The organism is Methylocystis parvus (assembly GCF_049675845.1).
Classification (GTDB): Bacteria; Pseudomonadota; Alphaproteobacteria; order Rhizobiales; family Beijerinckiaceae; genus Methylocystis; species Methylocystis parvus_A.
Window position 1 is genome coordinate 59,237 of record NZ_CP187161.1, and the last position, 26,802, is coordinate 86,038.

A 26,802-nucleotide genomic window follows, 5' to 3' on the forward strand; every position below is an offset into this window, starting at 1 on the left:
TTTACCGAAAAGACAAATGGCACTTACGCGAGGCGCCGCGCTGGCGCCGGCTACCAATTCACCGGGGCGCAAGGCCTCGGAGCGGACGGCGATCTCGGTCGCCGACCTCGTCGAGATCGGCGCTCTGACGGCCGAAGAAGGCGCGGCGCTTGCGGCGGTGGAGGCGCGCTACAGCGTCGCCGTGACGCCGGAGACCGCCAGCCTCATCGACGCTTCTAATCCCGCCGATCCTATCGCGCGACAGTTCCTGCCGGATGCTCGCGAGTTGGAGACGTTGCCGGCTGAACTTGCCGATCCCATTGGCGACGAGGCGCATAGTCCCGTTCCCGGCGTCGTGCATCGTTATCCCGACCGCGTCCTGTTGAAACTCCTTACGGTCTGCCCGGTTTATTGCCGCTTCTGCTTCCGTCGCGAGACGGTCGGGCGCGGGAAGGGCGATCTTCTGGGCGAGGCGGAAACCAACGCCGCGCTCGATTACATCGCCCGGACGCCACAGATTTTCGAAGTCATTCTGACCGGCGGGGATCCGCTGATGCTTTCCCCGCGGCGCCTCTCGGCGGTCTCGCGGCGGCTCGCGGCGATCCCCCATGTTTCCGTCCTCCGCGTCCATACGCGCGCGCCGACTGCGGCGCCGGACCTCGTGACGCCGGAACGGCTCGCCGCGCTGCGCGAAAGCGGCAAGGCGCTATACGTCGCCCTGCACGTCAATCATGCGCGTGAATTGTCGCCTGCGGCGCGCGAAGCCATTTCAAGCCTGCGTGAGGCGGGTTTGACGCTGCTGTCGCAGACGGTGCTGCTCGCGGGCGTCAATGACGACCCTGACGCGCTTGAGCGGCTGATGCGCGAGCTGCTCTCTCTGAACGTCAAGCCCTATTACCTGCACCATCCCGATCTTGCGCCGGGGACGAGCCATTTTCGCCTGACCATCGAACGCGGGAAGCGCATCCACGCCGAGCTGGCGCGCCGCGTGACCGGGATCGGCCTGCCGGCTTATGTGCTCGACATTCCCGGCGGCTACGGAAAGGTTCCCGTTTCCGCGATGGAGCCCGACGGGGACGGGGCCTGGCGCGTGACGGACAGGACCGGGCGCGTGCACCATTATGTCGACGCCCTTTAGAATCGCCAAAAGAATGACGCGATTCGCGGCTTACTCGCGTCAGCCCCTTCAGGAGATTCTCGTTGCGGAGATCCTCGCTATCCCTCTCGCTGCTTTTGGCGACGCTCTTCATCGCGCTTGCCGCCTTTGTGGCGCGCGCTGACGACGCGCCTACGACGCTCGAACAGGTGAACGCCCGGCTCGACCGGACCCGCGCAACGCTCGACGAAGCGCATAAGATGCTGGAGGATCCCAACCTCCATGACGGCGCCCTGCGTCAATTGCGCGAGCGTATGGAGCCGCTGAGGCGGGATCTGGAAGAGACGATCGACGCCTTGACGCCGCGCCTAGCGGCCGTGGACGCGCGGCTGAAGGAACTGGCGCCGAAACCTGCCGAGGCGAAGCCTGCGGAGCAACCGGCGACGCCCGCGCCGCAACCCGCGCCGGCGCCATCGCCTCCCGCCGCCCAGACCAAGACGGCTCCCTTGCCCCCGTCCCGTCCCGCCCTTCCGGCGCCAAGCGGAAAGCCGGACGCCGCAAAGCCGGACGCGGCGAAGGCCGCCCAACCCGCGCCGGTTCCGGCGCCGGCTGAGGCCGCGCCCACCGCCGAAGCCGCCGCGAGCGCTGAACTGGTGGAGCAGCGCAAACTTTTCGACGCCATCGACGCGACGCTCAAGCGGGCGCGCGCCATGCTGCTGGAGACGCGGCAATTGTCGGTGGCGATCGTCGCCCGGCAGCGCGACCTTTTCGCCAAGACGCTTTTCCTTCGCACGAACGGCCTTTTCTCGGTCGACCTCTGGCGATCCGCCATGGCGGACGCGCCCGCCGTCATCGGCGCGGCGACGTCTTTCCTGTCCGATCGCGGGGCCAATTTCGCCAGCCGGGTCGAGAGCCGCCGCGTCGAATTCCTGTTGATCGTCGCCCTGATCCTGCTGGCTTTGCCGCCCGCCTTCATTCTGTCGCGGCGGGTGCTCGCCCGCGATCATGGCGGCAAGAAGCCGACCCCCATTCGTCGGGCGGCGGCGGCCGGCTGGACGGCGCTCGTCGCAGGCGTCGTCCCCATCGCCGGCGCAGCCGCCCTGGGGGCGGTCTTTGACGGTTTCAACGTTCTGGACGCGTCGCTGGAGCCGCTCTGGCGACGTATTTTCGAGGCGGTCGCGCGTGTTTCCTTCGTCTACGGCGCCGCTCGAGCGGTCTTCGCGCCGACCCATCCCGACTGGCGCGTGGTCGATCCCGGCGACCGGCTGGCGAAGCTATTCGTTCGCCTGCTGACGACGGCTGCGATCATCCTTTCGGTCACGCGGCTCGTCGAACAGCTTGAAGAGACGGTGCAGGCGGGCCTGCCGGTCGTCATCGTGACGCGCGGCGTCGGCGCCCTGGTCGTGGCCGGGCTGCTGCTCTGGGCCATCCTGTCGCTCGCCCCGCAAAAAGCGGCGGCGGAGGGCGAGGCCGTGGCGACCGGAACGGGCCGGGACTGGCTCATGGTCGCGCGCCTTATCGGCGGGCTCTGTCTGATCGTTATCCTTGGCGCCTGCGTGGCGGGATACGTCACCTTCGCCAATTTCGTGATCATGCAAGCGGCCTGGACGGGCGCGGTCGCCTTCCTGCTTTACGTGTCCGTCGTCCTTAGCGCCGGCGGCGTCGAGCACGCCTTCTCCGCCGAGGGTCTCCTCGGCCGCAGCCTGATCAACGGGCTCGGCGTGAAGCGCGAACAGCTTGCGCCGATCGGCGTGCTGCTGTCGGGCGTCGTCACCATCCTCATCTGGGTCGCCGCCGGCCTCGTGGCGCTTGCGCCTTTTGGTTACGAATCGAACGACCTTCTCGCCAACATCCGCAGCGCCTTCGTCTCCTTCAGGATCGGCGACGTCACCATTTCGCCCTCGGCGGCGATCACGGCGATCGGGCTTTTCCTCGTCATCCTCGCGGCTGTGCAGGGCTTTCGGCGCTGGCTGGACACACGCCTGCTGCCGCTCACCCGACTCGACGTCGGCCTGCGCAGTTCGATCAACTCGACGCTGGGCTATGTCGGCTTCTTCGCGGCGGCCCTGACAGCGGCGTCGAGCGTCGGCATCGGCGTCGAAAAGCTCGCCATCGTCGCAGGCGCCCTGTCGGTCGGCATCGGCTTCGGCCTGCAGTCGATCGTCGGCAATTTCGTCTCCGGGCTCATCCTGCTCTGGGAGCGCGCGATCCGCGTCGGCGACTGGGTCGTGATCGGCGACGAGCAAGGCTATGTGCGGCGGATCAATGTGCGTTCGACCGAGATCGAGACCTTCGACCGCGCGACCATGATCGTGCCGAACTCCAACCTTGTCAGCGGCGTCGTCAAGAACTGGCTGCGCGGCGACCGCGTGGGTCGCATCAAGGTGGCGATCGCGCCGCATCCCGGCGTCGATCCCGAGCAGATTCGCGACATCATGCTCGTCGCCGCCAAGGCGCAGGAAGGCGTGCTGCGCATCCCGGCGCCGCAGGTGATGTTCCTCGGCATGGAGGCCTCGGGCTTCAAATTCGAACTTTGGTGCTATGTCGAGGACGTCGAGAAATCCTCGCGCGTGCGAAGCGATCTGCATTTCGACCTGAGGCCAAGGAGACGGAGCCGGAGAAGGCGGAGGCCTGACGCGCCGCAGTTTCCCCGGCGCGGCGCGCGTGCTAGACGTCCCGAATCACGCCGCTCCCATGTCCGCGTCCCTCGCCCACTGGTTTTCTTCACATCGGCGGGGCGCGCACCGCGCTGTTCAATTGGCTCTACGCCAGGCGCCATGGCGGCCGGATGATGCTGCGCATCGAGGACACCGACCGCGAGCGCTCCACTCAGGCCGCGATCGACGCCATCATCGACGGCATGAAATGGCTCGGCCTCGATTGGGACGGCGACGTCATCTACCAGTTCTCGCGCGCCGGCCGTCACGCCGAGGTGGCGCATGAGCTTCTCGCCAAGGGCATGGCCTATCGCTGCTACGCCACGCCGCAGGAGCTGGAAGAGATGCGCGAGAAGGCGCGCGCCGAGAAGCGCCCGCCGCGCTATGACGGCCGCTGGCGCGACCGCGATCCTTCCGAGGCGCCCGCCGGCGCGCCCTATGTCGTGCGCATCAAGGCGCCGGAAGCGGGCGAGACGGTCATCGAGGACGCCGTGCAGGGCCGCGTGGTTTTCCCCAACAAGGATCTCGACGATTTCATTCTGCTGCGCTCGGACGGCACGCCGACCTATATGCTCGCGGTCGTCGTCGACGATCACGACATGGGCGTCACGCAGATCATCCGCGGCGACGACCATCTCACCAATGCGGCGCGCCAGACGCATATCTACCAGGCGATGGGCTGGGACATTCCGGCCTTCGCGCATATTCCGCTGATCCACGGGCCGGACGGCGCGAAGCTCTCCAAGCGCCACGGCGCGCTCGGCGTCGACGCCTATCGCGCCATGGGCTATCTGCCGCAGGCGCTGCGCAATTATCTCGTGCGTCTCGGCTGGAGCCAGGGCGACAAGGAATTCTTCTCGCTGCCCGAAATGATCGAGGCTTTCGATCTCGCCCAGGTGCATCGCTCGCCCGCGCGCTTCGACTTCGTGAAGCTCGAAAACATGAACGGGCATTATCTGCGCGATACGGCGGACGACGAGCTATTCGGCATCCTCATCGACACTTTGCCTTATCTCGAAGGCGGCACGGCGGTCTCGGACGCGCTGGACGACAGGAAGCGCGCGCAGTTGCGCGCGGCGCTGCCGGGCCTCAAGGCGCGCGCGAAGACGCTGAACGAGCTTGTCGACGGCGCCGCTTTCCTCTTCGCGCAGCGCCCGCTGGCGATGGACGAAAAGGCGCAGAAGCTTTTGTCGACCGACGCCAAGGCGCGCCTTGCGGCTCTCGGCCCAAAACTCGCAGCGCTCCCGGAATGGACGGCGGCCGCGACGGAAGGCGTCGTGCGGGATCTCTCCGTCGAGCTCGGCGTGAAGCTCGGCGATCTCGCCCAGCCCTTGCGCGCCGCGCTCACCGGTCGCTCGACCTCTCCCGGCATTTTCGACGTGCTGGAGATTTTGGGGCGGGAGGAGAGCCTTGGGCGGATCGCGGATCAAAGCGCCTGAATTTGGCGAAGACGGCGCCGCAAAATTGATCTTGGCCTTCGTGATCATGGCCTTGTGGCTGAGCGTTTCGCAACGCTTTGAAGCTTGACAGGCTTCCCCGTTGCTATAGCTTTTTTGCATCGCACAAGACGACCCATGGTCGAGCGGTGCAATTTTCAAGGCCTGCCAGCGTCGCGTCGCAATCCTATGAGAGCAGTGGGGCGCGTTGGGTGCGGCGTTCGCGGCGCCCGGGCCGATAAACGAGGTGCGCAATGGCCGAGAACAAGGCTACTTTTTCCGTCGGCGACAGGTCCATCGACCTCCCCATCAAGGAAGGCACGATGGGTCCCGCCGTCGTGGACATCCGCAATCTCTACGGAGAGACCGAGATGTTCACCTTCGATCCCGGCTTCACCTCCACCGCATCCTGCGAGTCGAAGATCACCTTCATCGACGGCGACGAAGGCGTTCTGCTCTATCGCGGCTATCCGATCGAGCAGCTCGCCGAGCATGGCGACTTCCTCGGAGACTGCTATCTGCTGCTCTACGGCGAGTTGCCGACGGCGGCGGAAAAGGCGGATTTCGACTACCGCATCACGCGCCATACGATGGTGCATGAGCAGATGGCGCGCTTCTTCCAAGGCTTCCGCCGCGACGCGCATCCCATGGCGGTCATGGTGGCCTCGGTCGGCGCGCTCTCGGCCTTCTATCACGACTCGACCGAATATCGTTGATCCGGCCCAGCGCATGGTCGCCTCGACGCGCATGATCGCCAAGATCCCGACGATCGCGGCGATGGCCTACAAATATTCGATCGGCCAGCCCTTCGTTTATCCGCAAGAACGACCTCGACTACACGTCGAATTTCCTGCGCATGTGCTTCGCCGTGCCCTGCGAGGACCCTACAAGTCAATCCGATCTCTCGCGTGCGCTCGACCGCATCTTTATCCTGCACGCCGACCACGAGCAGAACGCCTCGACCTCGACGGTGCGCCTCTCCGGCTCCTCGGGCGCCAATCCCTTCGCGTGCATCGCGGCCGGCATCGCCTCCTCTGGGGCCCGGCGCATGGCGGCGCCAACGAAGCGGTGCTGAAGATGCTCGAAGGAGATCGGCACCGTCGATCGCATTCCCGCAGTTCATCGCCCGCGCCAAGGACAAGAACGATCCGTTCCGCCTGATGGGCTTCGGCCATCGCGTCTACAAGAACTACGATCCGCGCGCGAAGATGATGCAGCGACGACGCGCGAGGTTCTCAACGAACTCGGCCTCAAGGACGATCCGCTCTTGAAGTTGCGCTCGAGCTCGAGCGCATCGCGCTCTGCAGGACGAGTACTTCATCGAGAAGAAGCTCTATCCGAACATCGACTTCTATTCGGGCATCACGCTCAAGGCGATGGGCTTCCCCGTCGACATGTTCACGGTGCTCTTCGCCGTGGCGCGCACCGTCTGGATCGCCCAGTGGATCGCGCAAGATGGAATACGGGCGAGATGATCGAGGATCCCCGCCGCAAGAAGGTCGGCCGTCCGTCGCGCCAGCTCTTCAAGGCCATCTCAAAGGCCGAAGGCGTCGGCGCGACGATCGATGTCATTGCGCTCGCGGCGGTGCGCGCGACGCGCGAAGCGACCGTGCGTCATGAAGGCGAGAGACTCTCGGCGATTGTCGGCACGCCGATCGAAGGGGAGCGCATCGGCGACGACGTCTTCGATGGGATTGCCGAAGGCGCCATCTTTCCCGGCGAACTGCCGGAAGACCCGAAGCTCGCCTTTCGCGGCGACGCATTGGCGCTCGATGAAGAAGAGGCGGAGTTCCGCTTCCTCAAATTCCGGCCGCCTGTCGCGAAGATCGGGAAGGACAAGGAAGCCTTGCCGCTGCCGCACATACGGCTCGATCGCGCGATGGAGTTTCTCATCGGCGACAAGCTCGCGTGATCGTCAGACGCGGCGCGCGGCGCCCGAAAACTTCACGAGCACGTCTTCGTAACGCGGGATGAATTGACAGGCGAGGCGATAGCGCGGCGCAACGTCTCGCGCCTCGGCTTGATGGATTTCAGCAGGGGTGATCTTGCCGATGAGGGAAAGGCGGCGCTTCTCCTTCTCGGTCAGACGAGAGCCGAGCATCTTTCCCGAAAGCGTCAGAACATCGATGGCGCAGACGCCGCAGTCGCCTTCGCCGCAGGCGTGAGGGAGGGGAATGCGATGCGCTTCGGCGAGCGCAAGAACGCTGGAGGATTGTTCGTCTTCCGCGAAAACCGTCACGGCGTGTCGTAGCAAGGGCGACGAGAATGTGACGTTCGGCATCGCGCGGCCTCAAATGGCGAAGCCGGCGGAGCGACCCCGCCGGCCGTCTTGGCGAAGCGACGCGGTTACGCGCCGCCTGGCTCGCCGGTGAACTTCACCAGAATGTCCTGGTCACGGACGATGTACTGACAGGCGAGGCGATATTTGGGCCCGATGTCGTCGACTTCCGCGAGGCGGATTTCCTCAGCGGTGATTTTGCCCAAAGATTTGAGTTGCGCCTTTTCCTTCTCGGTCAGAGCCGAGCCCATCGACTTGCCCGACAACGTGACGACTTCGATCAGACAGGAGCCGCATTCGCCGTCGCGACAGTCGCGCGGAATCGGAATCTTGTGCGCGTCGGCGACGGCGAGAATGCTCGACGTGTCGCCCGCGACCGCATAGACGGTAACGTTCTTGTGCAGCAGGGGCGACTGAAAAGTAACGTTCGGCATGGCGTTTCCTATCCGAATTTGAACAGCACGCCGAAACCGCCGCGCGGGTAGTTCCAGGTGATGTCGCCGGACGCTTCGCAAAGCACCCGGCAGGTGCCGCATTCGAGACAGCCGTCCGGCGTGATTTCAACCTGTCCCGAACTCGTCTCCGAGTAGCAGCCGGCGGGGCAGATGCGCGTCATCGCCAGCAGATTCTCGGAGGGCTTTTCATGCGGACGAATGGCGATATGCGGCTTGCCGGCGTCCACGAGGTAGCGGTTCTGATAGAGTTTCTCTTCGACACGTGAAGCCAGGGACATGGGAATTCTCCTGTAGCGTCATTCTTTCCTTGATTACGCAAGAACAGCGCCAACTCACCGCCATGCGCGCGCGAGTTTCCACGCGTCGCCAAAGAGTCCCGTCCATTTGCGCTCCTTGACGAAGGAAGCGATGGTGGCTTTCTCCTTGTCGATCTTCGGCGTGCCGTCGACGCGCAGGAAGCTTTCCATGGCCTTCGAGACGAGCTGCGGATAGGCAAGGAAATAGTTCTGCGAATTGGCGTGCAGGAGTGCCGGCATATCCTTGTATTTCTTGAGGTCCTTCATCACGAAGCTCTCGTCCAGCATCTTCTTGTAGAGCGCCAGATTCTGCTTCGTCATCGCTTCGCGCCGCGACTTCAATTGGAAGATCGCTTCGCCGGCGAGGCGGCCCGACGTGAGCGCAAGGTTCGAGCCCTCGCGATGGATGGCGTTGTTGAGTTGCGCCGCGTCGCCGCAAACCACCCAACCATCGCCGAAAAGCTCCGGAATTGTCTTATATCCGCCCTCGGGAATGAGATGCGCGGCGTATTCCTTCACTTCCGAGCCTTCGAGCAGCGGCTTGATCGAGGGATGGTTCTTGAATGTTTCGAGCAGACCGTAAGGCGTGTCGTTGTTCGCCGCGAAGTCCGAAACGAGACAACCCATGCCGACAGAGACGCTCTCCTTGTTTGTGTAAACGAAGCCCATGCCCGTCATGCCTTTGGAGATGACGCCCGCCGCTTCGATCACGACGCCTTCGTCGCCATGCAGGTTGAAGCGCGCCTCGATCGTCTCGCGCGGCAGGAAGTGCATTTCCTTCACCGCCAGCGCGACATGCTCCGGCTTGGGCGATGCGCGCAGCCCGGCCCGCGTTCCGAGCAGGCCGTTGACGCCTTCGCAAAGCACGACAACATCCGCGAAGATCGTGCCGCCGCGACGATCCGTGCGCACGCCGATCACCTTGCCATAGGCGTCGCTCACAAGCTCCGTCACCGTCGTCTCGCAAATGACGATGGCGCCTTGCGACTGGACCTCCTTCGAGAACCACCGGTCGAATTGCGAGCGGATGATCGTGTAGCGATTTGGCTTGTCTTCGTTGAAGTCGTCGTTTCGGTATTGAAGGCCAGTATGCGAGCGATCGCCCATCATCCAGAAGCGTTGTTCGACGAGATGACGCTCCAGCGGCGCCTCTTCGCGGAAGTTCGGGACGATCTTCTCCACCATGTCGGCGTAGAGGATCGCGCCCTGCACGTTCTTCGAGCCCGGATATTCGCCGCGCTCGAGCTGCAACACTTTGAGGCCGCGAGACGCCATGGTGTGCGCGGCGGCGTTGCCCGCCATCCCGGCGCCGATCACGATCGCGTCGAACCGTTCTTCGATCATGGCTGTCTCCATTCACATGCCGCCGGCGCGACGCCTGGCGAATTGACGTTGTCCATTAGCCTGCAAGTCGATCACGCTGATGCGGCGACAGACGCGCGCGGAAGGCTTCCGTGAGCGCGGGCAGGAGACGGATCGCGTCCGTCGCAATGCCGATATGCGCGAAGTCGAAGATCGGCGCGTTCTTGTCGGTGTTGATGGCGACGATGCAATCTGCGCCTTCGACGCCGACGCGATGCTGGATCGCGCCGGAGATGCCTGCGGCGATATAGAGCTTGGGCCGGATCGTCTTGCCGGTCTGTCCGATCTGTCGGTCGGAAGAGAGCCAGCCCTTCTGCACGACGGGACGCGAGCATCCGAACTCGGCGCCGAGAACCGATGCGAGGTTCTTGACGAGCTGGAAATTCTCGGCGCTTCCCAGCCCCATGCCCCCCGCGACGACAATATCCGCGAAGGCGAGGTTGCTCTTGTTGGAGTCGCGGTCGGGCACGAAGCGAAGGAGCTTGGTGATGATCTCGTCCTCCGCGAGATCCGGCGTGAAGGGCACGACGCGGCCGACGCGATCGGCGACGCGCGCGGGCATCGCCATCACGCGTGGGCGGATTGTCGCCATTTGCGGGCGGTAGTTGAGCGTGTAGATCGTGCAGAGCAGCGAGCCGCCAAAAGTCGGACGCGTCGCGGCGAGAGAGCCGTCGGCGTCGACCGCGAGTTCCGTGCAGTCGGCGGTAAGACCGGTCAGAAGCGTCGTCGCGACGGAGCCGGCAAGATCGCGACCGAGATTGGTCGCGCCGAGCAGGAGAATTTCCGGCTTGTGCGTATTGACGAGCTGCGTCATCGCCTTGGCGTAGGACTCGTTGCGATAGTCCGTCAGCACCGGGTGTTCGACGAGATAAGCGAGGTCCGCGCCATATTGGAATGACTCAGCCGCCGCTGCTTTCGTGGCCTCGCCGGGGCCGCCGAGCACCACCGCCGCGAGTTCGACGCCGAGTTTGTCGGCGAGCTTGCGGCCTTCGCCGAGCAGTTCCCACGACACGGGATGAACGTCGCCGCGCTCCTGCTCGATGAAGACCCAGACATGCTTGTAGTCGCGGAAATGTTCCGGGAGTTCTTTCTTTGCGGCGGCGCGGGTGGCGGGCGGCGGCGTCGGGGACATTTGCGACTCCTCTTAAATCCCGGAAGCAAGCTTGGTCATGTCGGCCTCGAGCGCAGGATGGCGCGCGAAGATCGCCTCGATCAAAGCATCGGCGGAGTCCGCCGCGACCTTTTGCGGCTCGACAAAGGCGGCCTTTTCGGAGCGTGGCGACGGCGCGAAGACCTTCTTCACGATGGTCGGCGAGCCTTTCAGTCCGCATTTGGTGAGATCCTCGATCTCCGCGTCCTTGGCGCTCCAGGTGACAATCTCGGCGCGCGCCGCGCGCAGCGAGTCCTCGAAGGCGCCGCGACGCACTTCGTTCGAACCTTCGATCATGGTGATGAGGCAGGGCATTGCGGTCTTGAGAACCTGCACGCCGCCTTCCGCGCGACGCTCGACCGTGAGCTCTCCCTTTTCGGGATCGCATTCGACGAGCTTCGAGATGTAAGTGAGCTGAAGCAGACCGAGACGCTTGGCGATGCCGGGACCAACCTGCGCAGTGTCGCCATCAATCGTCTGCTTGCCTGTGAAGACGATGTCCTGTTTGCCGAATGTCTGCTCGATCTTGCGAATGGCCTGCGCCAGCGCATAGGTCGTCGCCAGCGTATCCGAACCGGCGAAGAAGCGGTCCGTCAGCAACACGGCGCGATCCGCGCCGATGGCGAGCGCCTTGCGCAGCGACTCCGACGCCATTGGCGGGCCCATCGTCAGCACAGTGACTTCGCCGCCGAATTTGTCGCGCAGCCGCAGCGCCTCTTCGAGCGAGAAGAGATCGTAGGGATTGATGATTGTCGGCACGCCCTGCCGCATGATCGTGTTCGTGACGGGATGGACGCGGATCTGCGCGCTGTCCGGAACCTGCTTGATGCAGACGAGGATCTTCATGTGTCTCTTCCTCGGTCAGCCGGGATTGCCGGTCAGCGTGGTCAGGGGAACGAAGGGCTTGGCGGGTTCGGCCTTCGGCTTGACCGCGTCCTTGTGGACCTTGAAGACGCGCTCTGCGATCGGAGAGGACGAAACGAAGTCCTCATAGGCTTTCGTCAGCGTCTCCTTGCAGGCGATGCGCGCTTCCTCGTCGGTCGCGCCGTCGAGGTCGTTCTTTGCGAGATATTCGCCCATGCGGCGCAGGATATGGAGCCGCGCGACGCGCACCACGGCCGGATCGTATTCGACGCCGAGCGCTTCGAAGAAATCTTCGGCGGAATGGAGTTTGCGCAATTCGTCGAAAACGCTCATGGCTTCGTCTCCTTTTCGCTGTGCTTCGAAAGGTCGTTCTTGCGCGCCTGGAGATGCGCGAGACGCGCTTCCAGAAAGTCGATGCGGTCGATCAGCACCGAGATTGCGTCGCCGACCGGGTCGGGGATGAGATGATGTTCGAGGTCGATCCGACCATCGGGGCCAGAGCGCCGGCGTTCGACCTTCACGATCCGGCCGGGGATGCCTACGACGGTCATTTCGGGCGCGACGTCTTCAATCACTACGGAATTCGCGCCGATGCGCGCGCGGGCTCCAACCGTGATCGGGCCAAGTATTTTGGCGCCGGCGCCCACTAGCACGCCGCTCTCAATCGTTGGGTGACGCTTGCCGGGGGCCCAGGACGTGCCGCCGAGCGTCACGCCGTGATATAGCGTCACGTCATTTTGAATCACGGCCGTCTCGCCGATGACGACGCCCGCCCCGTGATCGATGAAAAGACGTTCGCCGATTGTCGCGCCCGGGTGAATGTCGATATTGGTGACGAGGCGCGCAAACCAGGAGAGCAAGCGCGCTGGGAATTTGAAACCGCGACGCCAAAGCCCGTTGGAGAGGCGATAAAGAACGAGGGCATGGACGCCCGGATAGAGCAGAGCGACTTCGAGCGAGTTGCGCGCCGCCGGATCGCGTTGCAGAACGCAGGTCACGTCGCCGCGCAATTTCGCGAAGAGTCCGGCGGGCGCCGGAGTGCGCGCGATGGCGGCGGAAGCCACGAGAGTCATAGCGCGCCTCCACATGCGTTGCGGAAGAAGCTTTTCAGCTCGCGTCTGGTCATCGGCGCCGCCTTCTCATTGGCGCGTTGGCGGATTTGCGCGAGCAGAGCCGTCGCAAGATCGCGGTCGATATCGAAGCCGAGCTCCTCGCCCTTACGCTTCAAGGCGGCGACGCCGGAATGCTTGGCGAGGACAACCGTGTTGCGTCTGCCGAGCCGCGCCGGGTCGATGCCCTGATAGGTGCGCGCATCCTTGAGCAGGGCCGCGACATGGATCCCGGATTCATGGGTGAAGACGTCGGCGCCGACGATCGCCTTCGCGCGCCCGATGCGCCGGCGTGCGGCCTTGGCGACGAGCTTCGACAAAGCGTGCAACCTGTCGATGCGAATGTCTGAACGGCCGCGTGCGACATGTCCGAGCGCGACGGCGACTTCTTCGAGAGGCGCATTGCCTGCGCGCTCGCCGAGGCCGAGAACGGTGACCGAGGCATGGGTCGCCCCCGCGCGAATGGCGGCCAGGGTGTTGGCCGTCGCAAGGCCGACATCGTCGTGACCGTGAAACTCTATCGGCAGATCGGTTTCATTTCGCACATGGGAGACGGCTTCATAAGCGGAGAACGGATCGAGCACGCCGAGCGTATCCGCGAAACGATAACGCCACGCGCCGGCTTGCGCGGCGGCGCGGAGAATGACGCCAATGTCCCGAGGATCGGCGCGAGAGGAATCTTCGCCGCCCATGGCGACAATCAGTCCGCGCTCGCAGGCGTAGGACACGACGGCGCGAACGCGCTCAGCCAGCGTGGCGACATCGACGCCGAGTTTCACGCCGATCTGCAGGCGAGACATTGGCGTAGAAATATTTACATGTGAAACGCCCGCCGCCAATGCGGCGTCGACGTCGGCGATATTCAGGCGGCACCAGGCCATCACGCGGCAGGGCAGGCGTTCGGCGACGATCGCGCGGATGGCCTCGATCTCGTCCCGGCCCATCGCCGGCGTGCCGACTTCGATTTCGTCCACCCCCGCCTCGACCAGCGCCCGTGCGATGGCGACCTTGTCGCGGGCCGTGAAGGCGACGCGCGGGGCCTGTTCGCCATCGCGAAGGGTCGTGTCGTTAATCGAAATGCGAGGGTGGTCGAGGTTCACGGCTCTTCTCACGCGTAAACGGGCTTGAACTCGGTCGGACCTTTATTGGCGCCGGCCCAGAAGGGCGACAGCTCCCGCAGGTTTTCCAGGATCTTCGGAAGCGCGTCGATCACCTGGTCGATATCCTCCGGCACATTGTCGCGCGATAGCGAGAAGCGGATCGAGCCATGCGCTGCGGTGAAGGGCACGTTCATGGCGCGCATCACATGCGAGGGTTCGAGTGAGCCGGAGGTGCAAGCGGAGCCGGACGACGCCGCGATGCCTTGGCGCGTGAGATGCAGCAGGATCGCTTCGCCCTCGACATATTCGAAGGCGATGTTCGTGGTGTTCGGCAGGCGCTCGCGCGGATCGCCATTGACGAAGCAATTTGGTACGCGTTGCAGGATGGCGCTTTCGAGACGGTCGCGCAGCTCCTTCACGCGGGTCTGTTCCTCAGCCATATGCGCAATGGCGAGTTCGGCCGCCTTGCCGAGGCCGATAATGCCGGGCGTATTCTCGGTGCCGGCGCGGCGCCCGCGCTCCTGATGCCCGCCGCGCAGCAGCGGCTTGAAGCGCGATCCGCGCTTTACATAAAGCGCGCCGATGCCTTTGGGCGCATGCAGCTTGTGGCCGGAGAGCGACAGCATGTCGATAGCGCTGCCCTTGAGCACGATTGGCGCCTTGCCGACAGCCTGCACGGCGTCCGTATGAAACAGGGCGCCGACTTCCTTGGCGAGTTCGGCCAGCGCCTCGACGGGGAAGATCGTGCCGGTCTCGTTATTCGCCCACATGAAGGTCACGAGCGCGACCTTGTCAGTCAGCGCGGCGCGGTAGGCTTCGAGGTCGAGGCGCCCGAGAGAGTCGACGCCGATGTAATGGACCTTGGCGCGGCCGATCTTTTCGAGATGCTGGCAGAGCGCCAGGACCGCGGGATGCTCGACCGCGCTGGTGATGATCTCGTCGCGGCCGGGCATGGATTCGAGAGCCGAGAGGATTGCCGTATTGTCGGCTTCCGTGCCGCTCGCCGTGTAGATGATCTCGTGATCATGCTCGGCGCCGAGCAATTGCTGAAGCTGCTGGCGCGCCTTCTTGACGTTCTGACCGACGCTCGCGCCGAAAGAGTGGATCGAGGAGGGGTTGCCAAACTGCTCCGTGAAGAAGGGGAGCATGGCTTCGACGACCGCAGGATCGACTCGCGTCGTCGCATTATTGTCGAGATAGACTGGACGCATGGCCGTTCCCTCAGTGCGCGTGGGCTGCTTTGACGGGGATGACGCGGATCGGCACGCCAAGCTTGGCGATCAGGCGCTCCTGAATGCCGGAGACGGTGACGCTCGCCATTTGGCAACCCATGCAGGCGCCGGTCAGGCTGACCATCACATTGTTCCCATCGACGTCGATCAGCTCGCAGTCGCCGCCGTCCTTCTTGAGATACGGACGTAGCTCTTCGATGGCTTCCTCGATGAGGCGCATCTTTTTCAGATTGGTCATGCCGGCCGAAGGCGGCGGCAGCGGCGAGGCGGGCGCGAGCGGTGACGTGGGCGGCGCAGCTTCGCGTTCGGCTTCCTTTTTCGCCTTGGCTTTCGCCTTGATCTCAGCCGCGTCGGCGGCGCCGATAGAATAGGCTTCGTGCGCCGCGAGAATGCCTTCTGCGACGAGGTCGGCGTTCACCTTGGCGAGCACTTCTTCTAGTTTATCGAAGCAGGTAAGGCATCCGCCGCCGGCCTTGGTGTAGTCGGTGATCTGCTCGATCGTCGTCAGCTTGTTCATGCGGATGGCGCGCTCGATCATGCCTTCGTCGACCCCGAAGCACTTGCACAGCAGCGCGCCTTCCTCGTGATCGTCGTGCCATTCCTCGCCGCGGAAGTTCGCGATGGCGGCCTGAAGCGCCTCATAGCCCATCACGGAGCAGTGCATCTTCTCGGGCGGAAGGCCGCCAAGGAAGTCCGCAATGTCCTGATTGGTGATCGTGATCGCTTCCTGCAGCGTCTTGCCGATGATCAGTTCGGTCAGCGCTGAGGAAGAGGCGATGGCGGAACCACAGCCGAAAGTCTGGAACTTCGCCTCCGTGATGATTTCGGTCGTGGGGTCGACTTTCATCATCAGTTTGAGCGCGTCGCCGCAGGAAATCGCGCCGACTTCGCCGACGGCGTTCGCTTCGCCGAGCACGCCGGCGTTCTTCGGATTGAAGAAGTAGTCCTTGACCTTGTCAGAGTAATCCCACATCGCCGCCTCCTTGCGCTCAGCCGAAAGATTTGCCGCAGGAGCAGCTCGATTTGGCTTGTGGGTTGTCGAAAGTGAAACCGGAGCCTTCAAGGCCGATGACGAAGTCGATCTTCGTGCCGTCGAGATAGGAGAGCGATCCCTCTTCGACGAAAACTTTCACGCCATCGGTGGTGAAGACGTGGTCATTGGGATCGGCTTCGTTGACCAGGCCCATCATGTATTTCAGGCCCGCGCAGCCGCCGGCTTCCACCATGATGCGAAGGCCCTCGACCTCCTGGCCTGCGCCCGCCATCGCCGTGCGCACCGCCGTCACCGCGCTATCCGTCAGCTGGATCATCTCGACAGCTCCCTGGTTAAGATGTCTGAAGAGGAATTAGCAACCGATGTGCCAGCGCTGAACTCTAAGGAAATGCAGGGGATTGAGGAGATCGCGGCTGTCCGCAAGGCGTCATTGTCAGAGAACCGACAAAGCTGATTCAGGACCTTTGTAATGTCGGGAGGATGTGAGACGGTCAGCGATGGGAGAGGCGCGCAAGCGCGCTCGCGCCGTCCTCTGCGCCGAAGCAATTGTCGAAATCGTCACAATCGCGGCAGGTCGGCGCGGCGCAGAGTGAAAAGCCTTCGAGTTCACAAAGCTGGCGGTAGAAGAATTTCTTCCATTTCATATTTGCGACATTGGCTTCCGCGAGCGTCGGAAACCAATCTTTCATCAGTCGCGTGAGTTCAGCCCGCTCGAGTAGCCCGAGGTCCTGCCAGAGATGACGCGGCGCCATGGCGCGCCGTGTAACAATGGATGCGATCCAGCCGGTCAGCGGCGCGCTATCAGAGGCGAAGCGCGTCAGAAGCTCATGGAGTTGCGTCTCCTCTTCGTCCAGGAGGACGTGCTCGGGTTCGGCTGCGAGGTCGAAGAAGCGGCGCGCGGCAGGGGCCCACTGAGCGGTAAGGGACTCAATCTCAGTTCGGTTCAGGCCAAGCCCCGTCGATAACGTGCCGCCAGTTTCATACGCTTCGACGATCGCAATCGTAAGCGTGCATGCGATGACGTGGGCGGTAAAGGGCTCGGCGCGCCCGCGCGGCGTGCTTTCCACCTGAATGGCGAGATAAACCGTTTCAGCGGGGGGCGCCGAGTCTGCGCCCGCGATCAGCTCGTGCGGAGGCGCGAGCATGTTCATGGCGGGTCAGGCCGCGAGGTCGTCGGCCGGCACGTGGGTCTGGCAATTTTTTGGACAGACCCTGGCGCAGGCGTTGCAGCCGATGCACGCTCCGGCGTGCTCGACCTTCATGATCTTGCGGTTGAGATCGCCGTCAAAATCGTCTTCGTCGTCGTCCGTCACGATGCCGAGGATCTCGCCCTCGTCATTCACGCCATAAAGCGCCATGACGCCCTGCGGGCAGACCTTGAAGCAGCGACCGCAGCCGATACAGGTTTCGGCATTGATGTCGGTGAGATAGAGCGGCGTGTAGGGCGAGCCGTCTCGCGTCTTGAACTCAGCCATCTAAGCCGCCTCAAGTTCCTTGAGCTTCTTGCGCGCCGCCTCCAACGCCGCATAGGCGTCATGAGTCTCCTGCGCGACGCTCATGATTGTCGTCCAGTTGACCGGCAGCTCCTCCGAAAGGTCGTGCAGGTTCATCTTCATGTTCATCGCCTTGGCCGACAGCTTTTTGATTTCGGCCTTCAATTCATCGATGCTGCTCATTATCAGGCCTCCGTCAGAAGCGAGCGACTTCCGGGAATTTTTCGATCATATCGACGCCGGCGTCGACAAACTTTGCGCCTTCCGACGCGAGCTTCTCAAGTGACTCGAAGCCGAAGCGGTGAACGTCGCGAAGATGCTTGTTGACGACGATGAGGCGGCCGGCCGTTAGGATCATGCGTCCGAAGCCTTCATGGCTCATCTTCATCATCGGCTGGACCATGCAGCCCGTCTTCCGCTCGATCGCGAGACCGACTGCGTTATAGAAGAGCTCGAGACGCCAAAGGATCTCAGGGTCGGGATCGCCGATGATCGGGATTTCGCGGCGCTGTTCCTTGGTCACGATGTAGGGGGCGAGAAGGCTGACGTCGCTCTTCTTTTCCCAGGTTCCGTGCGTGTCCTGCGCGCGCCAGACTTTGATCAGCTCCTTTATAAAGATGCTGTCTTCCGGCTTCTGTTCGACTTCCGCGACGGCTTCAGGCATTTTCGGTCTCCTCTTCGAAATCGAAGGAGCGTTCCCCCGCCTTCGACATGACCTTGCGCAGCCACGGTGGCGGGTTGCCACGCAGCACGACTTGCAGCTTTTCGAGAAGATCGGTGATCTTCTCCGGCTGCGGAACCTTCATCGGATGGATGTTTTGCGCTACGACGCGTGCGGCGCCCGAGCCGCCAATCGCGGCGACGTAAAGAATCGAACAATCCTTGAGCGCTTCCAGCTTGGGCTGAAGTTTGTCCTCATTGCCGTCTTCCTGGAGATCACCAGAGAAGGCGACAGACTCGACAAAGGAGTAGGAGTCCGGGGTGAGATCGTAGATTGCGATGTTCTTCGCCCAGCCGAAATGGGCGTCGACCCTTTCGAGGTCCTGGGTGGCGAATGCGACTTTCATGACGCCTCCTTTGCCTTCAGTGTGCGCTCGTGAGCGGAATATCCATCGCCGTCGCAAGCGCCGTGCCGTCTTCCTCTGCGTGCTCGCCGCGCCAGGTGTCGGGCGTCGGCTCGTGGATCTGGTCGATGAAGAGATTGCCGATCTTGAAAATGAGGTCTCGTGTGCCGCGATAGCCGACGGAAGTCTCATGCGCGGCGCCGATGCGGTCGAACATGGGGAGACCCATGCGATAGAGTTGAACGCCGAGACGTTCGGCCGCCTGACGTCCGTGAGAATGGGTGATCAGCAGGTCGCATCCTGCGGCGCGGCTTTCCAGATCCTCGAGATCTCCGATGACAACCTCCTCGGTCATGAGTTTCTCGAGCAGGGGCGATTGCGTCGTCGTGACGGCCGCCGTCACTTCCGCGCCCATTTCTGTCAGCCATTGGCCGATCGCGAACAAAAGGTCCGGCTCGGCGCCAAGGGCGATTTTTTTGCCCCCGAAATGGAAGTGCCCGTCGAGCATGGCGTCGACGAGTTGGCCCCGCAGGCGGCGGTACTTCAGCGGGACCGGACGACCGCTGATGCGGGACAGGAAGCCAATGAACTCGTCGTTCGGCGCCAGGCCCGTCAGGCGTTCAAACAGTTCGAAAGGAACCCCGGCGCGGGCTTCGAGCGTCGCCGCCGCGTCGCGCATCTGCTCGCCGATCGCAATCGTCCAGCCGGCGTTTCCCATGGCGGCGATCTCTTCGATCGTCACGCCGCCGAGGGTGGTCGGCGTGAAGTCGTCGGAATATGTCCATCGAGCGAGCCGCCGATGTCGGCAGGAAGGTGGGTTCAAGGCCAAAATCTTCGATGATCGTGCGCAGCTCGTCGATATCGCCGGGCGTGAGATGGCAACCAGCGAGAACGTTAATGCGCTGCGGCGCGCGGCGGCTAGGGATTTCGGCGGGGACGAAAGTCTCAACCAACTTCTTGACCGTCTTCCCGAAGCCGTCCTGGAAGGCGTCCTTGAAGTCGGGCGTCGAGACATAGACGATGCCGAGATCATCCAGTTCCGGATGGCGCTTGCGGAAAAGCTGCAAATAGCCGTCGACGTCGTCGCCCTTGGTTTCGGTGACTCCGGTCGAACAGATGCCGATGACCGAAGGCTTGGCGCGCTTGACGATGTTGAGGATGGCTTGCTCGATATTGTCGAGGCCGCCAAGAATGGTCGCGACCTCGTTCATCGCCGTCGTCTGCAGCGGGATGGCTTCCTTGAAGTGACGGACGAAGAGCACGAGGCCAAAGGAGGTGCAGCCCTGCGAACCGTGCAATACCGGCATGCAGCCCGATACGCCCATGAAGGCGAGGGCGGCGCCGATCGGCTGGCTCATCTTGAGCGGATTGACCGTGCAGGCCTTTTTGGAAACAGTGACGCGCGCCATGGTCAGCCTCACGCAGCCTGCGGCGCGGCGACCGCGCTCGCTTTTGACGACGCTTCGAGAATGGCGGCGATGCGTTCCTGACAGCCTCCGCAGCCTGTTCCTGCGCTTGTCGCCTTTCCGACAGCTTCGATGCTGTCGGCGCCGTCATGGATTACGTCTTCGATCGCGCCGACGCTCACGAGATTGCAGGCGCAGACCTGCTTGTCGCGCCGCGCCACTTCAGCGGCCACAGGATCGGCGGCAAGCGCGGCGGCTTCGGCGGCGATCGCCTCGTTGGCCCGCTCTTCCCAGGTCTTCTCTTCCCACGGCGCAGCGCGACGCACCTGCTCCCACACAGGATTGAAAAGGGCCTTGTCGATTTCGCGAACGAGATCGACCATGCCTTCATAGCCGGCATAAGCGTGATGACGCTCCTGGTTGATGTCGAGCCAGGGCATCTTCGCCTTGAGCGCGATGAACTGCGAGCGGCCGCCCGAGAGCATGATGTCGGCGCGCGCTTCCTTCAGCATTTTGTACATTTCGCGCGGCGTCATGTCGTCGATCATGTGGGCGTCCTGGCCCATCAGCTCCTTGATTTTTTCCTTATCTTCCTTCGTCGACTTCTTGACGCTGGTGCCGACGATTTCGAGACCAGCCTCCTGCAGCGCGGCGACCACGGACCAGCTCTTCACGCCGCCGGTGATCAGCAGAACGCGCTTGCCTTCGAAGCGCGGCTTGAAGCGCGCGATCGCAGCCCAGGCGCGCGCTTCTTCACGCGCAATAACGGCTTCCGTGCGTTCCATCAGATCCGACGGCGCGCCGCGCTCGATGAGAAGCGCGCGATTTCGCGCAAGCTGTCGCTCATATCGCCGATGCCGTAGAAGGATCCCTTCGAAGAAGGAATGCCGTATCGCTCCTCCATCTTGCGGGCGACATTGATCATCGCCTTGGAGCAGACCATCATCGCCGCGCGGGCGCGATGCGAGGACGCGACCTCGTGATATTTCGCGTCGCCTGAAATGCAGGCGAGGATGCGGATGCCGAGTTCGTCGAGCAGCGGCTTCACCTGCCACAACTCGCCGGAGAGATTATATTCGCCGATGATGTTGAGATCGTAAGGAGTGGTGAATTCCGGCTCCTGCGTGCCGATCACGTGGTCGAGGATCGCTTCGCCGGCAAGCTTGTTGCCAAGGTTTTTGGGGCCGACGAAGCCGGGAGAGATGACGGGAATGACGGGCTTGCCGAATTTTTCGCGCGCGGCCTTGCACACGGCGTCGATGTCGTCGCCGATCATCGCCGGCACGCAGGTCTGATAAACGAAGACCGCCGGCGGATCGTATTTCTCGATGATCTCTCTTGATCGACTTGAAGAGGCGTTTCTCTCCGCCGAAGACGACGTCGTTCTCTGAGATGTCGGTCGTGAATCCCGTGCGATAGAGCGATGAACCGGAGGTCTTGGCGCCGCGATTGTCCCAGCTATTGCCTTCGCAGGCGATGGGACCATGGACGAGATGGGCGACGTCGGTGATGGGTTGCAGCGCGATCTTCGCCCCGTCGAAGGCGCATCCGCCGGCCGCGCCGCCGGGCTGCAATTGCTTGGTGCAACCCTTCTTGCGCTCTTTCCTCGGATTTGTTTGTTTTTATCGCAGCCCGGCTCGTTGAAAACGTCCTGTACTTTTTCCGACAGAGTCGCCATTCAAAGCCTCTCCTCTCTGGGATCGTCGTCCGTTCGTCGCGCACAAGATGCCGCTTCCGCCGAGGCGGAAGCGGCCCGGCGAAGCTTTGTCCATCAGCGAATGATGTCGAAGGAGTAGTCCGACTTCGCCACGACATTGGTGTTGCGGTCAATGTCATCGAAGATCGCGTCGAGGATCCACACCAGGACGTTCATCGAGCCCTGATAGCCCCATACCGGATAGCGGTGGTTGTGGTGGCGATCGAAGATCGGGAAGCCGATGCGGATGAGCGGCGTGCCCGTATCGCGCTCGAGATACTTGCCGTAGGTGTTGCCGATGAGATAATCGACCGGCTCCGTGAACAGCAGCGAGCGCATGTGCCACAAATCCTTGCCGGCATAGGCCTTGCAGCCTTTGCCGAAAGGCGAGCTGTCGAACAGCGCCTGCATCTTCTCCGCCCAGCCCTTGCCGCCATTGGTCGCGAGGACATGAACCGGCTCGGCGCCGAGTTCGAGCAGGAAGGCCGCCAGACCATAGCAGAGGTCCGGATCGCCATAGATTGCGAACTTCTTGCCATGGATATGCGCGGAGGAGTCGGCGATCGCGTCGACGAGACGGCCCCTTTCCTTGGTCAGCTCCGCGGAGATCGGCTTGCCGGTGAGGCGGGAGATCTCCATCAGGAACTTGTCGGTCGCAGCCACGCCAACAGGGTGATTGAAGGCGACGACCTCCTGGCCCTTGGTCGCGATGTAGGGCAGGGTCTTCTCTGTGCAGTATTCCTGCATCGAGATAGTCGCCTTGGCGTTCAGCGCATTGGCGACGTCTTCAAGCTTGGTGCCGCCGTCATACATGCGGAATTCGCCGTCGGTCGGCGTGTCGAGGACCTCGCTGTTGTCGCCGATGATCGTGTATTCGACGCCCATCAGGCTGAAGATGCGCTTGATCTCGCGAAGGTTGCCGACCGTGTAGCCATCGAAACCGCCGATGAAGTTGATCTGTTGTTGGGCGTGCGCTCCAGCTTATCCACGGTGCCGGCCTTGCCGTCCCAGAAGTGTTCCAGCACGCCCTTGATGACATTGTCGTAGCCGGTGATATGGCTGCCGACGAAAGGCCGGGGTGTGGGCGAAGGGAACGTCGTATTCTGCGGAACCGAGCCCTTTTCCTTCGAAGTCTTGATGAAGGCGTTGAGATCGTCACCGATGACTTCCGCCATGCAGGTCGTGGAGACGGCGATCATCTTCGGCTTATACATATTATAGGTATTCGCCAGGCCGTCGATCATGTTGTTCAGGCCGCCGAACACCGCCGCGTCTTCGGTCATCGATGAGGAGACGCAAGAAGTCGGCTCCTTGAAGTGACGCGACAGATGCGCGCGGTAATAGGCGACGCAGCCTTGCGATCCGTGCACGAAAGGGATCGTGCTCTCGAAGCCCACGGCGGCGAAGACGGCGCCGAGCGGCTGGCAGGCCTTGGCCGGATTGACGGTCAGAGCTTCGCGGGCGAAGTTCTTTTCCTGATATTCCTTTGTCTTCGTCCATTCGCGGATTTCTTCGATCTTGTCCGCGGGATGCTTGGCTTCGAAATTCTTTTGTTTGTTCTCGAACATCTCCTTGTATTCCGGCTGGCGGAAGAGATTGAAGTGGTCGAGAACGTTGTCAGCATTCTGTGGCATGGCTATTCCTCATGTTTCCGCGAGCCGGTCTCGCCCCGGGGGATGGGCGAGACCATTTCGTTTTAGGATCAGGCCGCCCAGGGGGCCTTGGCCATTTTCCAGACCGGCGCGTTGATCGCCATGTCCATGTCGCGCGCGAAGATCGCGAAGCCGTCATAGCCGTGATAGGGGCCCGAATAGTCCCAGCTGTGCATCTGACGGAAGGGAACGCCCATCTTCTGGAAGACGTACTTTTCCTTGATGCCCGAGCCGACCAGATCCGGCTGGATCTTCTCGACGAACTTCTCGAACTCGTAGCCCGTGACGTCGTCGTAGATCAGCGTGCCGTCCTTCACGTAGTGGCTGGTGCGCTGATAGTCGTCGTTATGCGCGAACTCGTAGCCCGTGCCGACGACTTCCATGCCGAGGTCTTCGTAAGCGCCGATGACGTGGCGCGGACGCAGGCCGCCGACATAGAGCATGACCTTCTTGCCTTCGAGGCGCGGGCGGTATTTCGCGATGACCGCGTCCATCAGCGGACGATACTTGGCGATGACGCGCTCGGCGCCTTCCTTGATCTTGTCGTCGAAGTGCGAAGCGATCTTGCGCAGCGACTCCTCAATCTTGGACGGGCCGAAGAAGTTGTACTCGCACCACGGAATACCGTATTTCTCTTCCATGTGGCGGGAGATGTAGTTCATCGAGCGATAGCAGTGCAGAACGTTGAGCTTCGCCTTCGGCGTCGCCTCGAGTTCCGCGATGGTGCCGTCGCCGGACCATTGCGCCACGACGCGCAGGCCCATTTCCTCGAGCAGGATGCGCGAAGACCAGGCGTCGCCGCCGATGTTGTAGTCACCGATGATCGCGACGTCATAAGGCGACGGCTCGAAGCGAACCGGCTTGCCTTCCGACTTGTCGAAGACCCAGTCGCGGATCGCGTCGTTGGCGATATGATGGCCGAGCGACTGCGACACGCCGCGGAAGCCTTCGCAGCGGACCGGAACGATCGTCTTGCCTTCATATTCCTTCGACTTGGCCTTGGACACCGCTTCGATATCGTCGCCAATCAGGCCGATCGGGCATTCCGACTGAACCGAGATGCCCTTGTTCAGCGGGAACAGGTCCTGGATCTCATCGATGATCTTGGCGAGCTTCTTGTCGCCGCCGAACACGATGTCCTTTTCCTGGAAGTCGGAGGTGAACTGCATCGTGCCGAAGGTGTCGATGCCGGTCGTGCCGATGTAGTAGTTGCGACGCGCCGCCCAGGAATATTGCCCGCAGCCGACAGGGCCGTGGGAGATGTGGATCATGTCCTTGATCGGACCCCAGACGACGCCCTTCGAACCGGCGTAGGCGCAGCCGCGAATGGTCATCACGCCGGGGATCGATTTGATGTTCGATTTGACGCCGCAATCCGGCTTGCCGTCCTCGTAATTGCCGAGGTGCTTGGCGCGACGCTTGGCGGTCTTTTCGGGGTAGGCCTTCAGGACCTCCTGAATGAGTTCCTTGTTGCGGGCCTTGATGTCTTCGATGGATTCAGCTTGCGCCACACTCATGACGGAGGCCTTTCGTGATCAGATGGTAGGCCCGGCCCTGATGAGGGCCGGGCGGTTGTCGAATTAGGCGACGTTGAGTTCCGAGGCGGTCTTGCCGACCTGGCTCTCGTCGACGGCCTTCATGATGCCATGCTCCATGAGCAGGTCTTCGAGCTCGTCCATGGTGATCGGGGTCGGGATGATGCCCTTGCCCTGGTTGGCGTGGACCTTGTTCGCGAGCGTGCGATAGTCGCCCGCCTGCTTGGAGTCCGGCGCATATTCGATGACCGTCATGCGGCGCAGCTCGGCGTGCTGAACGATATTGTCGCGCGGCACGAAGTGGATCAGCTCGCAGCCGAGCTTCTTCGCAAGCGACTCAGCAAGCTCCAGCTCCTTGTCGGTCTTGCGCTCGTTGCAGACGAGCCCGCCCAGGCGCACGCCGCCGGAGTTGGCGTATTTCAGAATGCCCTTGGAGATGTTGTTGGCCGCATACATGGCCATCATCTCGCCGGACATGACGATGTAAATCTCCTGCGCCTTGTTCTCGCGGATCGGCATCGCGAAGCCGCCGCAGACCACGTCGCCGAGAACGTCATAGGAGACGTAGTCGACGTCCTCATAAGCGCCGTTCTCCTCGAGGAAGTTGATCGAGGTGATGACGCCGCGGCCGGCGCAGCCGACGCCCGGCTCCGGACCGCCCGACTCGACGCAGCGGATGTCGAGAAGCCGACCTTCATCACGTCTTCGATTCGAGGTCCTCGACGCGAACCGCCGAAGCGGCGAGCGACAGGATGGTGTCCTGCGCCTTGGCGTGAAGGATCAGGCGGTCGAATCCGCCTTCGGATCGCAGCCGACGATCAGGATTTTCTGTCCCATCTCGGCGAGCGCCGCCAGGTGTTCTGGAGACGTGCGTCGACTTCGCCGATTGCATTCTCCTTGCCGTAAAACGAGGCGATCTGCCGTAGGAAAATCCTTGTCGTCGTCGAACCTGCGAACACGGCTTACGGAAAGGAATGCGTCGTCGCGGGCGCGAATGGCTTTCTTGCGAAGCCTCTCAAGATTGAGTTCGTCCGTCAGAAGGTCGACGCGATGCTTGGTCGCAGTACGGGCGGCGTGACAATTCCGCTCACCGTGCTCAATGTAAGGTAATGAGCGGAGAGGTAGATGGAAGCGTTAGTTAATCAGGCCCCGTTGGACAATGCTGCGTCGGAAGCGGCGATCCGCGCATGTGTGAAGCGCTTCTACGAGAAGGGGGATGCGGACCCGATGCTCGGTCCGATCTTCGCGAAGACGATCACCGAGCTTGAGCCGCATCTGGAAGTCGTTTCGAATTTCTGGTCGCACGCGTTGCTCGGGACCACCCGCTATCAAGGGACGCCCTTTGGCGTGCATGTCAGCCTTCCGATCGAAGTCGAACATTTCGGGCGCTGGCTGTCATTGTTCGTCGAGGCGGCCAGGGAGACGATGCCCGAGCCGCTGGCGAAGGCGGCCATTGCCCGCGCCGAACACATGACGCAATGCTTCCAGTCCGGGCTCTTTCCATTCAAGGACTCGGAGGGGCGGCCTTCGAAAATCCCCTTATAAGCGCAAGGGCGCGAAAAAGCCGCCGGCCATCCGCCCGGCGGCTATTGTGCTTTGTAACGGGATGCGGTCAGAGCTGCGGTACGATGATCAGCCGCTCGACCGGATTGCCTTCGACGAAATGAGATTGGATGATTTCGTCAATGTCCGCTTCCGTGCGCGGCGTGTACCAGACGCCCTGGGGATAGACGACCATCAGCGGTCCGGCGCGGCAGAAGCCGAGACAGCCTGTCGCCGTGACGGACACTTCCGGCATGGGTTGGGCGTTGATTTTCGCCTGCAGCCGATCCCAAAGCGGCTTCGCGCCCGAGGTCATGCAGCTCCCGCGCGGATGTCCCGGCGGGCGTTGCTGGAAGCAGGTGAAGACGTGATATTTGAAGACTTGCGGAAGATCCTCGATCATTCT

28 protein-coding genes and 4 pseudogenes are annotated in these 26,802 nt (G+C 62.7%); 8 read left to right on the plus strand and 24 right to left on the minus strand.

Going from position 1 to position 26,802, the window contains the following annotated elements:
* Positions 1 to 16 precede the first annotated feature (16 nt).
* The 7 genes and pseudogenes from ACPFMJ_RS00380 (at position 17) to ACPFMJ_RS00410 (ending at position 7,080) form a co-directional block, all read left to right on the plus strand.
* Complete coding sequence (locus tag ACPFMJ_RS00380; protein WP_424361939.1) at positions 17 to 1,117, plus strand: lysine-2,3-aminomutase-like protein; 1,101 nt, start codon at positions 17 to 19, stop codon at positions 1,115 to 1,117.
* Positions 1,118 to 1,179: 62 nt separating this feature from the next.
* Positions 1,180 to 3,867 carry a DUF3772 domain-containing protein gene (locus ACPFMJ_RS00385; RefSeq protein WP_424361940.1) on the plus strand — a complete coding sequence of 896 codons (2,688 nt, stop codon included), beginning with the start codon at positions 1,180 to 1,182 and terminating at the stop codon, positions 3,865 to 3,867.
* Positions 3,756 to 5,171: a glutamate--tRNA ligase gene (gene gltX, locus ACPFMJ_RS00390; protein ID WP_424363933.1), complete on the plus strand. Its 1,416-nt coding sequence runs from the start codon at positions 3,756 to 3,758 to the stop codon at positions 5,169 to 5,171. The genes ACPFMJ_RS00385 and gltX overlap by 112 nt, the downstream gene beginning before the upstream one ends.
* Positions 5,172 to 5,422: 251 nt before the next feature.
* The gene (locus tag ACPFMJ_RS00395; RefSeq protein WP_424361941.1) at positions 5,423 to 5,884 is read left to right on the plus strand and encodes a citrate/2-methylcitrate synthase; all 462 of its coding nucleotides are present in this window, start codon (positions 5,423 to 5,425) and stop codon (positions 5,882 to 5,884) included.
* 140 nt (positions 5,885 to 6,024) lie between these two features.
* Positions 6,025 to 6,243: a citrate/2-methylcitrate synthase gene (locus tag ACPFMJ_RS00400; RefSeq protein WP_424361942.1), complete on the plus strand. Its 219-nt coding sequence runs from the start codon at positions 6,025 to 6,027 to the stop codon at positions 6,241 to 6,243.
* Positions 6,244 to 6,328: 85 nt separating this feature from the next.
* A pseudogene (locus ACPFMJ_RS00405) lies at positions 6,329 to 6,643 on the plus strand (citrate/2-methylcitrate synthase).
* On the plus strand, positions 6,640 to 7,080 hold the full coding sequence (locus ACPFMJ_RS00410) for a YcjX family protein (protein ID WP_424363934.1): 441 nt from the start codon (positions 6,640 to 6,642) through the stop codon (positions 7,078 to 7,080). The pseudogene ACPFMJ_RS00405 and the gene ACPFMJ_RS00410 overlap by 4 nt, the downstream one beginning before the upstream one ends.
* Positions 7,081 to 7,083: 3 nt before the next feature.
* On the opposite strand, the gene ACPFMJ_RS00415 is transcribed toward ACPFMJ_RS00410, so the two are convergent.
* The 23 genes and pseudogenes from ACPFMJ_RS00415 to nifH all read right to left on the minus strand — a co-directional run bounded on the left by ACPFMJ_RS00415 (position 7,084) and on the right by nifH (position 25,691).
* The gene (locus ACPFMJ_RS00415; protein ID WP_424361943.1) at positions 7,084 to 7,449 is read right to left on the minus strand and encodes a 2Fe-2S iron-sulfur cluster-binding protein; all 366 of its coding nucleotides are present in this window, start codon (positions 7,447 to 7,449) and stop codon (positions 7,084 to 7,086) included.
* A gap of 65 nt (positions 7,450 to 7,514) precedes the next feature.
* Positions 7,515 to 7,880 (minus strand): 2Fe-2S iron-sulfur cluster-binding protein, encoded by a 366-nt coding sequence (locus ACPFMJ_RS00420; RefSeq protein WP_424361944.1) that lies wholly within the window; start codon positions 7,878 to 7,880, stop codon positions 7,515 to 7,517.
* 8 nt (positions 7,881 to 7,888) lie between these two features.
* A complete protein-coding gene (locus tag ACPFMJ_RS00425; protein ID WP_424361945.1) occupies positions 7,889 to 8,179 on the minus strand; it encodes a ferredoxin family protein in 291 nt (96 codons plus the stop codon).
* Between the two features lie 54 nt (positions 8,180 to 8,233).
* Positions 8,234 to 9,541, minus strand: coding sequence for an FAD-dependent oxidoreductase (locus tag ACPFMJ_RS00430; RefSeq protein WP_424361946.1), 1,308 nt, complete (start codon positions 9,539 to 9,541; stop codon positions 8,234 to 8,236).
* 55 nt (positions 9,542 to 9,596) lie between these two features.
* Positions 9,597 to 10,691, minus strand: a complete 1,095-nt coding sequence (locus ACPFMJ_RS00435) for an electron transfer flavoprotein subunit alpha/FixB family protein (RefSeq protein ID WP_424361947.1) — start codon at positions 10,689 to 10,691, stop codon at positions 9,597 to 9,599.
* A gap of 12 nt (positions 10,692 to 10,703) precedes the next feature.
* Positions 10,704 to 11,555, minus strand: coding sequence for an electron transfer flavoprotein subunit beta/FixA family protein (locus tag ACPFMJ_RS00440; RefSeq protein WP_424361948.1), 852 nt, complete (start codon positions 11,553 to 11,555; stop codon positions 10,704 to 10,706).
* A 15-nt stretch (positions 11,556 to 11,570) separates the two neighbouring features.
* A complete protein-coding gene (gene nifW, locus ACPFMJ_RS00445; protein WP_424361949.1) occupies positions 11,571 to 11,906 on the minus strand; it encodes a nitrogenase stabilizing/protective protein NifW in 336 nt (111 codons plus the stop codon).
* On the minus strand, positions 11,903 to 12,646 hold the full coding sequence (gene cysE / locus ACPFMJ_RS00450; protein ID WP_424361950.1) for a serine O-acetyltransferase: 744 nt from the start codon (positions 12,644 to 12,646) through the stop codon (positions 11,903 to 11,905). Before cysE ends, nifW begins: the two co-directional genes overlap by 4 nt.
* Positions 12,643 to 13,782 carry a homocitrate synthase gene (gene nifV / locus ACPFMJ_RS00455; protein ID WP_424361951.1) on the minus strand — a complete coding sequence of 380 codons (1,140 nt, stop codon included), beginning with the start codon at positions 13,780 to 13,782 and terminating at the stop codon, positions 12,643 to 12,645. The genes cysE and nifV overlap by 4 nt, the downstream gene beginning before the upstream one ends.
* Before the next feature lie 8 nt (positions 13,783 to 13,790).
* Positions 13,791 to 14,993 (minus strand): cysteine desulfurase NifS, encoded by a 1,203-nt coding sequence (gene nifS / locus ACPFMJ_RS00460; protein ID WP_424361952.1) that lies wholly within the window; start codon positions 14,991 to 14,993, stop codon positions 13,791 to 13,793.
* 10 nt (positions 14,994 to 15,003) lie between these two features.
* Entirely contained in the window at positions 15,004 to 15,987 is a 984-nt protein-coding gene (gene nifU / locus ACPFMJ_RS00465) for a Fe-S cluster assembly protein NifU (protein ID WP_424361953.1), read from the minus strand.
* A gap of 16 nt (positions 15,988 to 16,003) precedes the next feature.
* A complete protein-coding gene (locus ACPFMJ_RS00470; RefSeq protein WP_016918483.1) occupies positions 16,004 to 16,324 on the minus strand; it encodes a HesB/IscA family protein in 321 nt (106 codons plus the stop codon).
* A 175-nt stretch (positions 16,325 to 16,499) separates the two neighbouring features.
* A complete protein-coding gene (locus ACPFMJ_RS00475) occupies positions 16,500 to 17,159 on the minus strand; it encodes a nitrogen fixation protein NifQ (RefSeq protein WP_424361954.1) in 660 nt (219 codons plus the stop codon).
* A 6-nt stretch (positions 17,160 to 17,165) separates the two neighbouring features.
* Positions 17,166 to 17,483, minus strand: a complete 318-nt coding sequence (gene fdxB / locus ACPFMJ_RS00480; protein ID WP_424361955.1) for a ferredoxin III, nif-specific — start codon at positions 17,481 to 17,483, stop codon at positions 17,166 to 17,168.
* Positions 17,484 to 17,684 carry a CCE_0567 family metalloprotein gene (locus ACPFMJ_RS00485; protein WP_424361956.1) on the minus strand — a complete coding sequence of 67 codons (201 nt, stop codon included), beginning with the start codon at positions 17,682 to 17,684 and terminating at the stop codon, positions 17,484 to 17,486. It lies immediately after the preceding gene.
* 13 nt (positions 17,685 to 17,697) lie between these two features.
* A complete protein-coding gene (locus tag ACPFMJ_RS00490; RefSeq protein WP_424361957.1) occupies positions 17,698 to 18,165 on the minus strand; it encodes a NifX-associated nitrogen fixation protein in 468 nt (155 codons plus the stop codon).
* Positions 18,158 to 18,568, minus strand: coding sequence for a nitrogen fixation protein NifX (gene nifX, locus ACPFMJ_RS00495; protein ID WP_424361958.1), 411 nt, complete (start codon positions 18,566 to 18,568; stop codon positions 18,158 to 18,160). The genes ACPFMJ_RS00490 and nifX overlap by 8 nt, the downstream gene beginning before the upstream one ends.
* Before the next feature lie 16 nt (positions 18,569 to 18,584).
* Positions 18,585 to 19,974, minus strand: a pseudogene (gene nifN, locus ACPFMJ_RS00500) (nitrogenase iron-molybdenum cofactor biosynthesis protein NifN).
* An 8-nt stretch (positions 19,975 to 19,982) separates the two neighbouring features.
* A pseudogene (gene nifE / locus ACPFMJ_RS00505) lies at positions 19,983 to 21,649 on the minus strand (nitrogenase iron-molybdenum cofactor biosynthesis protein NifE).
* Between the two features lie 93 nt (positions 21,650 to 21,742).
* The gene (gene nifK, locus ACPFMJ_RS00510) at positions 21,743 to 22,624 is read right to left on the minus strand and encodes a nitrogenase molybdenum-iron protein subunit beta (protein WP_424363935.1); all 882 of its coding nucleotides are present in this window, start codon (positions 22,622 to 22,624) and stop codon (positions 21,743 to 21,745) included.
* The gene (locus tag ACPFMJ_RS00515; protein WP_424361959.1) at positions 22,552 to 23,301 is read right to left on the minus strand and encodes a DUF3364 domain-containing protein; all 750 of its coding nucleotides are present in this window, start codon (positions 23,299 to 23,301) and stop codon (positions 22,552 to 22,554) included. Before ACPFMJ_RS00515 ends, nifK begins: the two co-directional genes overlap by 73 nt.
* A gap of 68 nt (positions 23,302 to 23,369) precedes the next feature.
* Complete coding sequence (nifD, locus tag ACPFMJ_RS00520; RefSeq protein WP_424361960.1) at positions 23,370 to 24,836, minus strand: nitrogenase molybdenum-iron protein alpha chain; 1,467 nt, start codon at positions 24,834 to 24,836, stop codon at positions 23,370 to 23,372.
* A gap of 63 nt (positions 24,837 to 24,899) precedes the next feature.
* A pseudogene (gene nifH / locus ACPFMJ_RS00525) lies at positions 24,900 to 25,691 on the minus strand (nitrogenase reductase).
* Positions 25,692 to 25,979: 288 nt separating this feature from the next.
* Between nifH and ACPFMJ_RS00530 the strand changes: the two are divergent.
* Positions 25,980 to 26,399, plus strand: coding sequence for a group III truncated hemoglobin (locus ACPFMJ_RS00530; protein WP_424361961.1), 420 nt, complete (start codon positions 25,980 to 25,982; stop codon positions 26,397 to 26,399).
* Positions 26,400 to 26,466: 67 nt separating this feature from the next.
* Here ACPFMJ_RS00530 and ACPFMJ_RS00535 read toward each other — a convergent pair whose 3' ends face one another.
* Positions 26,467 to 26,799 carry a (2Fe-2S) ferredoxin domain-containing protein gene (locus tag ACPFMJ_RS00535; protein ID WP_424361962.1) on the minus strand — a complete coding sequence of 111 codons (333 nt, stop codon included), beginning with the start codon at positions 26,797 to 26,799 and terminating at the stop codon, positions 26,467 to 26,469.
* Between the last annotated feature and the right edge of the window lie 3 nt (positions 26,800 to 26,802).

What these genes read in the sequence shown, in the direction of transcription:
- ACPFMJ_RS00380 (WP_424361939.1), top strand. Translation starts at nt 17, where the DNA reads ATGGCACTTACGCGAGGCGCCGCGCTGGCGCCGGCTACCAATTCACCG.
- ACPFMJ_RS00435 (WP_424361947.1), bottom strand. Translation starts at nt 10,691, where the DNA reads ATGTCCCCGACGCCGCCGCCCGCCACCCGCGCCGCCGCAAAGAAAGAA.
- ACPFMJ_RS00410 (WP_424363934.1), top strand. Translation starts at nt 6,640, where the DNA reads ATGATCGAGGATCCCCGCCGCAAGAAGGTCGGCCGTCCGTCGCGCCAG.
- nifW (WP_424361949.1), bottom strand. Translation starts at nt 11,906, where the DNA reads ATGAGCGTTTTCGACGAATTGCGCAAACTCCATTCCGCCGAAGATTTC.
- nifS (WP_424361952.1), bottom strand. Translation starts at nt 14,993, where the DNA reads ATGCGTCCAGTCTATCTCGACAATAATGCGACGACGCGAGTCGATCCT.
- ACPFMJ_RS00485 (WP_424361956.1), bottom strand. Translation starts at nt 17,684, where the DNA reads ATGAGCAGCATCGATGAATTGAAGGCCGAAATCAAAAAGCTGTCGGCC.
- ACPFMJ_RS00415 (WP_424361943.1), bottom strand. Translation starts at nt 7,449, where the DNA reads ATGCCGAACGTCACATTCTCGTCGCCCTTGCTACGACACGCCGTGACG.
- ACPFMJ_RS00470 (WP_016918483.1), bottom strand. Translation starts at nt 16,324, where the DNA reads ATGATCCAGCTGACGGATAGCGCGGTGACGGCGGTGCGCACGGCGATG.
- ACPFMJ_RS00535 (WP_424361962.1), bottom strand. Translation starts at nt 26,799, where the DNA reads ATGATCGAGGATCTTCCGCAAGTCTTCAAATATCACGTCTTCACCTGC.
- ACPFMJ_RS00515 (WP_424361959.1), bottom strand. Translation starts at nt 23,301, where the DNA reads ATGCCACAGAATGCTGACAACGTTCTCGACCACTTCAATCTCTTCCGC.
- ACPFMJ_RS00395 (WP_424361941.1), top strand. Translation starts at nt 5,423, where the DNA reads ATGGCCGAGAACAAGGCTACTTTTTCCGTCGGCGACAGGTCCATCGAC.
- nifX (WP_424361958.1), bottom strand. Translation starts at nt 18,568, where the DNA reads ATGAAAGTCGCATTCGCCACCCAGGACCTCGAAAGGGTCGACGCCCAT.
- nifD (WP_424361960.1), bottom strand. Translation starts at nt 24,836, where the DNA reads ATGAGTGTGGCGCAAGCTGAATCCATCGAAGACATCAAGGCCCGCAAC.
- ACPFMJ_RS00440 (WP_424361948.1), bottom strand. Translation starts at nt 11,555, where the DNA reads ATGAAGATCCTCGTCTGCATCAAGCAGGTTCCGGACAGCGCGCAGATC.
- cysE (WP_424361950.1), bottom strand. Translation starts at nt 12,646, where the DNA reads ATGACTCTCGTGGCTTCCGCCGCCATCGCGCGCACTCCGGCGCCCGCC.
- fdxB (WP_424361955.1), bottom strand. Translation starts at nt 17,483, where the DNA reads ATGGCTGAGTTCAAGACGCGAGACGGCTCGCCCTACACGCCGCTCTAT.
- ACPFMJ_RS00475 (WP_424361954.1), bottom strand. Translation starts at nt 17,159, where the DNA reads ATGAACATGCTCGCGCCTCCGCACGAGCTGATCGCGGGCGCAGACTCG.
- ACPFMJ_RS00400 (WP_424361942.1), top strand. Translation starts at nt 6,025, where the DNA reads ATGTGCTTCGCCGTGCCCTGCGAGGACCCTACAAGTCAATCCGATCTC.
- ACPFMJ_RS00490 (WP_424361957.1), bottom strand. Translation starts at nt 18,165, where the DNA reads ATGCCTGAAGCCGTCGCGGAAGTCGAACAGAAGCCGGAAGACAGCATC.
- ACPFMJ_RS00420 (WP_424361944.1), bottom strand. Translation starts at nt 7,880, where the DNA reads ATGCCGAACGTTACTTTTCAGTCGCCCCTGCTGCACAAGAACGTTACC.
- ACPFMJ_RS00425 (WP_424361945.1), bottom strand. Translation starts at nt 8,179, where the DNA reads ATGTCCCTGGCTTCACGTGTCGAAGAGAAACTCTATCAGAACCGCTAC.
- ACPFMJ_RS00530 (WP_424361961.1), top strand. Translation starts at nt 25,980, where the DNA reads ATGGAAGCGTTAGTTAATCAGGCCCCGTTGGACAATGCTGCGTCGGAA.
- ACPFMJ_RS00430 (WP_424361946.1), bottom strand. Translation starts at nt 9,541, where the DNA reads ATGATCGAAGAACGGTTCGACGCGATCGTGATCGGCGCCGGGATGGCG.
- nifU (WP_424361953.1), bottom strand. Translation starts at nt 15,987, where the DNA reads ATGTGGGATTACTCTGACAAGGTCAAGGACTACTTCTTCAATCCGAAG.